Origin of the sequence: Lysinibacillus sp. NPDC095746 (assembly GCF_044763535.1) — a bacterium.
Classification (GTDB): domain Bacteria; phylum Bacillota; class Bacilli; order Bacillales_A; family Planococcaceae; genus Lysinibacillus.
In genome coordinates, this window is the sequence record NZ_JBIWGL010000046.1 from 22,070 (window position 1) to 30,501 (window position 8,432).

Sequence of the window (8,432 nt, forward strand, 5' to 3'; positions counted from 1 at the left end):
TTTCATTTCCAAATTCTTGGTTCATCGAGTTAAAATTTTGGTTGTTTTTATTCATGTATTTCACCTCCTAAAAATTAGTTTGTACAAAAGATGCTTTATTATTCGCAGGGATTCACCAAGCATTATTTAAAGTGTTTTTCATAAAAAATAATATTGGGATAAGAAAAAAAGCGTTGTCCAATGCAACCGTATAATGAACAATTTAAGAAATAAAAGCAAATAGAGCATAAAAAATGCTCTAAAAAAACCGTATAAAATCCCATATAGAAAATAAACCTTAAAAAGGACAACAGGTACGTAGATTCTCACATAAAATAAATTGACAAAAATAAAATCATCGAAGGTAACAAGCCTGTTCTTTTTTTATAACCATGAAAAAATGTGCATTACCTCGTAATTAAAAGGACAGTTAAAAACCCCAGCGTTAAACTGGGGAACGGTTTGTCAGGTTTAATCAAATACTATTTTTCTGGATAAGCCACATGCATCGGTGGGGGAACTAACCAGCCTTTGGTCTTATTAAGACGTAACAGTTTTGCACCGAGTTGAGCTTTACCTGTGTGGAATTGAGCGTACATTAAAGCAATATCTTCCCTAGTTGACATGCCCATAACTTGACTACATGTAACTAACCCCGCAGCAAGGTCACCTGTTAGGGCTGCACTAATTTCGGGATCATTGAATTTCGCACCAGGGGGGATATCCTCTATTCGTGCAACTGGTCTCTCCGGTGGTGCAGGGGGGAGAGCAACACCGTTAGTTTTTAATATTTTTTCTAACTGTTTTGCTTCTTCTTTACAAGTGTCGATGATATCTTCGATTATTTTTCTTAAATCTTCATCACCAGAATGATTGTAAAACGTTTGATATCCTGCAATAAAGCCATAATTTACAGTGAGATGTGTCCAGATACTAAAGACTTCTCCGTAGTGTAATGGCTCGTCTTTTGGGTTGCCACTAAGTATTCCCATACTTGCTCTTCCTCTCTTATTTGAACATTTTCAAACATGGATAGTATGGGTTAAAAAAGAAAAATAATTCGATTTTTATATAAAAAGATCATTTGTTCGAAGTAACCTTGAAAGAAATGAAGGAAAGATAAAAAGGATTTGTATACCACTATGCTTGTCGTTTAGAAAAAAATTATAAAAGGGTCACTTGGGATGGAGTGACCCTTAGAAGGAAACGGGATGCAAAGCAAATTTACTTTACATATTTAGAATATGATTTAGAAGTTATGATTATATAGTTTATTAACCATGAAATTGTATTTAAAAATATAAATTGGGAATTGATTAAATTATTATGATTGGAATAGCGTAGTATTTTTAAACATTGGGAGATGCAAGTGCAACGCATAGCTATCCGGAAGATAATGTATGTTCTAGTATTTAAAACAATACAACTAAAAGAACATCTCCTAAATAATTATTATCTGATCAAAATCATCCCATTATCGTTAAAAAGGAGCTTCAGAAATACAAGTCGAAAAGTACAGATATTGGACGACGACATGAATATAAGGACACCCGAAAAGTCATTAAATAAGCAATTCTTTAGAATTTATTTAGGAATTTTCATCCAAATTCAGAGACAGAAATTCCTATTGAATTTTTTATTTAAACCAAAAAGAAATAGTTGTTGATGGATAAGACCAATCACAGTTGGATAAAATATTTGTGAACTTAAAAAGTTCAAATTTCAAGGATTGGGAGGACTAAATATGTCATCTGAAATGGGAGAAATACATCGTACTGGTCGAGACATTAACAACGTAATAGTACATTTTGGTGGGCAAGCTGAGAGTGTTTTTAGTTCATTGGCTGAACAAGGTCGACTTTCAATACAAAAAAAAGCAGACGAATTAGCTGCACAGTATCTTGAAAGTAATCCTAATCCAGACTATTATGATTGTGTTGAAATTGTAGCGGAAGGCGTTTTGACAGCAGGGAACGAAATAAAGGCTAGCAGTGGTTCTTGGGGAGAATCAGTAGATGCCGCACTCGGTGCTGGTGTTGGAATTCCAGCTGCAAAAGTAGCTTGTAAAAGAATAACGATGTCTTAACATTAATTTTTGAAAAAGCGTAGGCGTAAAAAGCTTATGCTTTTTGTTATTTATTGATTTCTTTTATCCTTCCCTCGATAGTAATTTTGGTTGTCAAGACATACTTGTCCATAATATCTGTAGATTCTTGTTCATTAAAGATATTATGGTTAGTTGACATATCTAAGCCTCCTTTAGCATTCTTAAATTACATTCGAAAAAGGATATAACATGCAAATAAATCGAAATTTATAGTAGGAGATTGTTCGTAGTATCATTAGTATTAATGGGAAAAGAAAATAACAGTTTTAATGAACCCCTCAACCATTTGCGGAAGCGGGGATTTTAATAATTAACTAAGATTTAACTATTATGATTTTGGATTTTTTGCGTGAACGGTGCAGATTAGGTTTACATTTGCCGGAAACACAAATGACTCACTTCTAACATTCACGCAATGTATATAATTAACCGTATCTTATAAAACCTTTAATGTTAAGCGTTTCCACCCATTAAACGTTTGGCAATGGTATATCCAATTAGGTATGCAGATGCAGACGTGTTACCATCTACTGTAAAAGGAATGATTTGTGCATCAGCAACCATTAAATTATTGACTCCATGGACATTGCCGTACCGATCTACTACGCCACCTTTATTAATAGGGGCCATTCGAAGCGAGCTTTGTTGATGGTGATTATGGTCAAAATTCTCTTTAATAAAGTTTTCAAGTTTATCATCATTATCAATGGTCTCAAATGTTGGATTTACAAGCTGATAATTCGGGTCGATTTTTGAAAGTTTTTCGGCAATGCCTTTAATATAAACTCTGTAAATAGCCTTTATTGCTTCTAGGTCATATTCATTTTCTAAGAAACCTTCATCCGCAAGGACAATTTTTAAGGGGTCGTTATTTTGTATTTTAATGGTTCCTCGACTTTTTGGTTGTAAAAATAAAATAGCAATATTTAAACCTTCTTCTGCAACAATCCCAATGAGTTGAACTCCTCGGCGGTGATTGATACTACTATTTAGTGGATTTGGTAAAAATGCACCGCCTGTATAAAGGGCAAACGGATCGTTTTGAAGCTGAGGAAGATCTTTTGGATTTACACTAAATGTAGCTGTATTTAAGGTATGATTAGTCAAATGTTTCCCAACATTAGGATTGTTAAAAATAACGGGGATACCAGTCCGACGTAGGTCATTTGAAGGTCCGATTCCAGATAACATTAACAGTTGCGCACTGTTTATACCTGCTGAAATAATAACTTTTTTGCGGGCAAAAGCTTGAACCTTTTTACCTTCCTGTAGATATTCAATACCTATTGCTGTTTTCTCCCTAAATAAAATACGAAGTCCGGTTGATTTATAAACAACCCTTAACTTACGTCCATTCACCCCGTATCCACCAGGAGTCATAATGTCTGGAGATAAAAAAGCAGTAGAAGAGCTTTCACGTTCTCCATTCATCTTTTGAAATAGTTGCCATTGAGTAAAAGGACCAATAGGGGTTTTTGGGTTATTATAGTCAAGAATTTGTTTATAACCTGTTGCTTGTTCGATCGCTGAAACCAATTTTTTCGTTATCATTGGTGGATTTTTAGGGGCTTGCCTGATATCTATACGACCATTGAAGCCATGAAATTCAGGATTACTTGTTTCTCCATGAAAATTTTCTAACTGTTTAAAGCTACGATTTGCTCGTTCGGGGGACCATAAGTTACCTAAAAGACGTTCCCATTCTTTTAAAACAGCTGGTGTAGGTCTGACATACTGTTCACCATTAATTGAAGACCCGCCCCCAGAAAGCCGCCCCGTAGTCCATTCAAATGTTCTGTCATCTACTTCAGGTTGAGGCACTCCTTCACCTTGCCAAAAATATTCTGCGAAAAATTGCTCTTCTAATACAGGAGCGAATCTAGAATCTCGAATTGGTTTATCTCTATCATCGTTTTCCCCTGCCTCTAGGACTAAGACTGAGGTTTTTTTATCGTCTGTTAGTGTTTTAGCTATAACTGCTCCAGCTGGTCCCGTCCCGACAACAATAAAATCAAATGTATTATTTGAATGTTTAGAATCCACTTAACTATCTCCTTATCTATTTTTATTTATCTTATGTAAATTTGTGTGGAAGAAATAGGTAAAGTAATCATACTATTAATGTTAAAAAGGGTTTGGCAGAGGGTTTAGGAATAGATAGAAAAAATTTTAGAATAAAAGGCGCTTGACGGTATAATTCCCAGTCACATTACGCACTTGAGAATATATTATTACTATTAAAATAAAAGGAGGTGAATAGATTGGAGCATGATAATCATTCCCAGGAACAAAATAAGTCAGAAAAATTAAGCAGTTGCGTAGGTCCAATAAAATGTCAACAACTTGCGAATATCATCGGTGGGGAAGTTATTACTTCAACACCTGTTTGTGTTGTACAGCGCCTTCGCGATATTAAAGCTACTATTCTTGGACGAACTACTCGATCCCCTCTCGCACTTCCTTTTGCTCTTTCTTTTGAAGGTATTTTGGCTAATACACTGAACCTCGGTGAATCTGTAGTACTGCAGGAAGAAATTAATCCATTTATGAGAGAGCTTCAAAAGAGAGGTCTTATTGTTACAGCAGTGCATAACCATTGGCTTTTTGATAACCCTAGATTAATGTATATGCATTGGGAGAATGTTGGGGATCCAACAGATTTTGCAAGAAGAAGTTTTAATGCTGCAGTTGCAGCAGGCTTATTCAAAAAGTAAAAGTGATAATATCTTTTCTTAAACATGAATGAAGTTATTAATGGTATATAAACAACAAAGCTCCATTGTATATTCCTGTTAATCTCTTCACATGTTTTAAGAGGCTACTAATTTGGTAGCCTCTTTTCAATTTGAATTCCACTTATCCTTTATAATTTTGAGGCTTAGTTCACTTTTCAATATAAGTTCCTAACATGCTATAAATGGCCTTAACAGTTTTTTGTTAGGTTTAGTTTGCTTTGAAGTAAAACGAAACTAAATTACAAATAAGGGATAAATACTTTAATTAAAGGGGCATCTGAATTAGGAACAGCGGTAAGAGTTTATACAGCTGGCAAGAGACTTTCCGATGAAAATATAAGAAGGACTTTACTGGAACATACAAAACTTGTAAGGGTGAGTATTGATGCTGCAAATGAAGAGACATACCAAAAAACTCACGGAGTAAAAGGTTTAAAAGAGCGATTACTTAATATAGAAAAAATGGTAAATGAAAAAGCTACTTCTTCAAGTGATACACTTATAGGACTGCATTTTGTTATCCAAAAATCAAATATGAATGAAATTGTTCCATTTGCTGAAATAGCTAAAAATATAGGTGTTGATTATATCGTGTATAGTCAGGAAACATTTGGGAAAGTAAATGGTGGCTTCTCTACTGAAGACTACGAAAAAGTGGTTAATGATTTGAAGAAAGTAGAATTGATGCATTCTGATAATTTTAGAACTGTAGTACCTCATCTTGTACGACGGCAAACATATACTCAGTTTGATAGAAATTATTTTGCCAATCCTGAGATCCTGAATAGATGTCATAATAGTAAACATAGAATATTTTTTGGAGTTCAAAATGATTTTTCTGCATGTTGGCTTGCTACATTGGACTCGCAATTTAGAAAAGAATCATTGATTGGAAAGCTCGACAAAGAAGGTACTATGGATTCCATATATAATATTATTGAAAATGGTGTAGGTAGTGAACTTAATAAAGGTGCAAAATTAAGTTGTAATACTTGTGTAGCTAGTAACTATAATTCAATGGTAGACCAAATTGTTAATTTTCTAAATAACGAATCTCATTATAGTACTCGCTTAGTAGAACATGTTCCTGGTACCTACAATGAGAATAATTATAAGTTTATACTGAAAAATTGAGATTAGGTGAATTTTTGTGACAAAAGGAAAACTAATTGCATTAGAGGGATTAGATGGGGCAGGTAAAACAACACAATGTAACTTATTGGTGAATTTATTAAAGACTAAGGGAAAATCTGTTTCTATATACCCATTATATAGAAATGACCTTGTAGAATTAATGCTTGAAAGGTTAGATGGAACTGATTATATATCAAATCTAGGAAGCCGGTATGCTGTTGTATCAAAAGTATTATGCAGGCAAGAATGGGAAATAAAGAATAAAATATCTAAAGGGGAGTATGTAATTTTAGATAAGTTTCTTCTTACATTTTTTGCAACAGAAATAGTGAGAGGTTGTTCAATAGATGAGTTAATGATTATGACTACTGATGTCATAAGCCCTGATATAACCTTTTATTTTGATATTGATCCCAAAAATTCAGTAAAAAGAAAAAATATAATAGGTTACCGAGAGTCTGGATTAGACATTGCCAATTTTGAAGGTAAATCAGTGGAATATAACCTCTTTAAAAAGAATTTTTATCCTACTGAATGGGTGGAAAAACAATATATTGATTTTCAAAATAAATTAAGAAAATCAATAAAAGAATTAACTATTCATCATAAAAATAAATGGGGGAGTTTGACCAAACTTAACAGCGAAGAGGAACCCCTTGTAGTTCATGAGGTAATAAGAGATAGGCTATTGCTATAAATATAGAGTATTAATATAAGGAAGGCAATAATATGAAAAGCCAGTACAGTGAAATCGAAGGAAAAAATATCCACAGTGACACTATATGGAAGAACAAATCATTCATTTATATATGGTTGGGTACAATAATTTATGACTTGACCTTTCATATTTATATACTAGCAATACCTTTAATAATCTATGAAATTAGTCAATCAACATTGGCTATGAGTACGATGAGGGCATTAGATTTTGCGCCAAACGTTATCTTAGGAATTTTTATAGGGGTAATTGTTGATAGAACTAACCGGAAGAATTTCATGAGATACTCAATATTACTTCAGGTTATTCTGCTTATATCATTGGTTTTCTTATTAGAAAATTCTACACCTTCTTTATGGATGATATACATTATTGGATTTTTAGTATCAGCATTCGGATATTCATTTTGGAATGGTTTTCACAGCTCCCTTCCCCAAATTGTAAAGAAAGAGCAGTTAACAACAGCCAATTCTGCAATTTCATTTGTTTATCAAATTATCAACATAATTGGTCCTGGTTTAGCAGGTGTATTACTATTTACTTTATCCTATTCTTATGGATTAGTAGTAACAATCATAGGTCTTTGCATTATGGTGTTATTAATTAGCCTTACTCAAGTTGAAGAAAATCATTTGCAAAGGAACAAAGATATTGAGACTAAGCCATTTTGGGATGACATTAAAGAAGGATGGATAGAAGTCAAGCAGAATAGTAAATTGTTTTCAATGACAATTACAATATTGTGTTTAAATATAGCTTCTGGTATTTCTAGTGCAGTATTAATTTTTTATGCATTGGATCAGTTTAAATTAACATCTAACCAACTGGGAATAGTAATTGCAAGCTCTGCAATCGGTGGTATTGTAGCAGCACTTATTGCAAAAAAAAGTAGAGAGATTTTAGGAAGAGGTAAACTAATTATTATTGCTATTTATATTGGATCTTTTGGTCAATTTTTATTATTTATATCTTCCCATTGGATTATATTAATGGCTGGTATGATATTAATTGGATTTTGTAGTGTGTTCATAAATGTTCATTATCAAACTTTAAGGCAAGAGTCTACACCTGCACATTTACTTGGAAGAGTTTCTGGGACAACTTCAATGTTAATGAAGATTGCAACGCCTATATCTTTTATAGGTGCTGGATTATTGGGAGAGCGTATTGATGTATGTTGGATTTTCCTTATTTCTTCTATAATAATGATCTTATTAACTGGAGTTCTTGTTAGATATAAAGTTTTTAAATTTGCCTGAGGTTATAAACACATAATAATGTGTTTGTAATAGATATTTCTACTTTAGGAGGTGTAAATATGGGTCTAGCACCAACAACTAATCAAGCACTTAAAGTTGCTAAAAGCAAGAGAAAGAAAGAGAAGAAGTAAAAAAATGAGCATTTTTACTTTAGGAGGTGTAAATATGGGTCTAGCACCAACAACCAATCAAGCACTTAAAGTTGCTAAAAGCAAGAAAAAGAAAGAGAAAAAGTGAAAATATTTGAAGTTAAAGGTTTAATAATTTAAAGAGGTGTTCCTATGGAACTTCCTCTTTTTTTATAATCATGGCTATTTGTAAGCTCAACACGCCTACTAAAATCTTGTAAGTAGAAATTTAAATTAATTAAAGGAGTATACAGATATGTATAAAGATCTTTTTTTATGGATAGGCTACACTAAGTTGGACAGATAAAATAAGGGGTTGTAAACTTAGACTAATAAAACAAGGGAGCGTGCTGCTATGACACGTCAACGTCG

7 protein-coding genes are annotated in these 8,432 nt (G+C 33.1%); 5 read left to right on the plus strand and 2 right to left on the minus strand.

The features are described from left to right. Nucleotides 1–461: 461 nt before the first annotated feature. Complete coding sequence (locus ACIQ7N_RS22350) at nt 462–971, minus strand: DUF3231 family protein (protein WP_132362254.1); 510 nt, start codon at nt 969–971, stop codon at nt 462–464. A 752-nt stretch (nt 972–1,723) separates the two neighbouring features. Between ACIQ7N_RS22350 and ACIQ7N_RS22355 the strand changes: the two genes are divergently transcribed. After that, nucleotides 1,724–2,065 carry a hypothetical protein gene (locus tag ACIQ7N_RS22355; protein ID WP_402936326.1) on the plus strand — a complete coding sequence of 114 codons (342 nt, stop codon included), beginning with the start codon at nt 1,724–1,726 and terminating at the stop codon, nt 2,063–2,065. Between the two features lie 474 nt (nt 2,066–2,539). Here ACIQ7N_RS22355 and ACIQ7N_RS22360 read toward each other — a convergent pair whose 3' ends face one another. Then, complete coding sequence (locus tag ACIQ7N_RS22360) at nt 2,540–4,129, minus strand: GMC family oxidoreductase (RefSeq protein ID WP_402936328.1); 1,590 nt, start codon at nt 4,127–4,129, stop codon at nt 2,540–2,542. Nucleotides 4,130–4,347: 218 nt separating this feature from the next. Between ACIQ7N_RS22360 and ACIQ7N_RS22365 the strand changes: the two genes are divergently transcribed. The 4 genes from ACIQ7N_RS22365 (at nt 4,348) to ACIQ7N_RS22380 (ending at nt 7,932) form a co-directional block, all read left to right on the plus strand. Beyond that, the gene (locus ACIQ7N_RS22365; RefSeq protein ID WP_402936330.1) at nt 4,348–4,800 is read left to right on the plus strand and encodes a DUF1259 domain-containing protein; all 453 of its coding nucleotides are present in this window, start codon (nt 4,348–4,350) and stop codon (nt 4,798–4,800) included. A 396-nt stretch (nt 4,801–5,196) separates the two neighbouring features. Then, nucleotides 5,197–5,955: a hypothetical protein gene (locus ACIQ7N_RS22370; protein ID WP_402936332.1), complete on the plus strand. Its 759-nt coding sequence runs from the start codon at nt 5,197–5,199 to the stop codon at nt 5,953–5,955. Nucleotides 5,956–5,971: 16 nt separating this feature from the next. Continuing rightward, nucleotides 5,972–6,652, plus strand: a complete 681-nt coding sequence (locus ACIQ7N_RS22375) for a dTMP kinase (protein ID WP_402936334.1) — start codon at nt 5,972–5,974, stop codon at nt 6,650–6,652. Nucleotides 6,653–6,684: 32 nt separating this feature from the next. Next, nucleotides 6,685–7,932, plus strand: coding sequence for an MFS transporter (locus tag ACIQ7N_RS22380; protein WP_402936336.1), 1,248 nt, complete (start codon nt 6,685–6,687; stop codon nt 7,930–7,932). Nucleotides 7,933–8,432: the final 500 nt, after the last annotated feature.

Excerpts from the sequence above, each read along its gene's own strand:
- ACIQ7N_RS22350 (WP_132362254.1), bottom strand. The coding sequence starts at position 971 with ATGGGAATACTTAGTGGCAACCCAAAAGACGAGCCATTACACTACGGA.
- ACIQ7N_RS22355 (WP_402936326.1), top strand. The coding sequence starts at position 1,724 with ATGTCATCTGAAATGGGAGAAATACATCGTACTGGTCGAGACATTAAC.
- ACIQ7N_RS22380 (WP_402936336.1), top strand. The coding sequence starts at position 6,685 with ATGAAAAGCCAGTACAGTGAAATCGAAGGAAAAAATATCCACAGTGAC.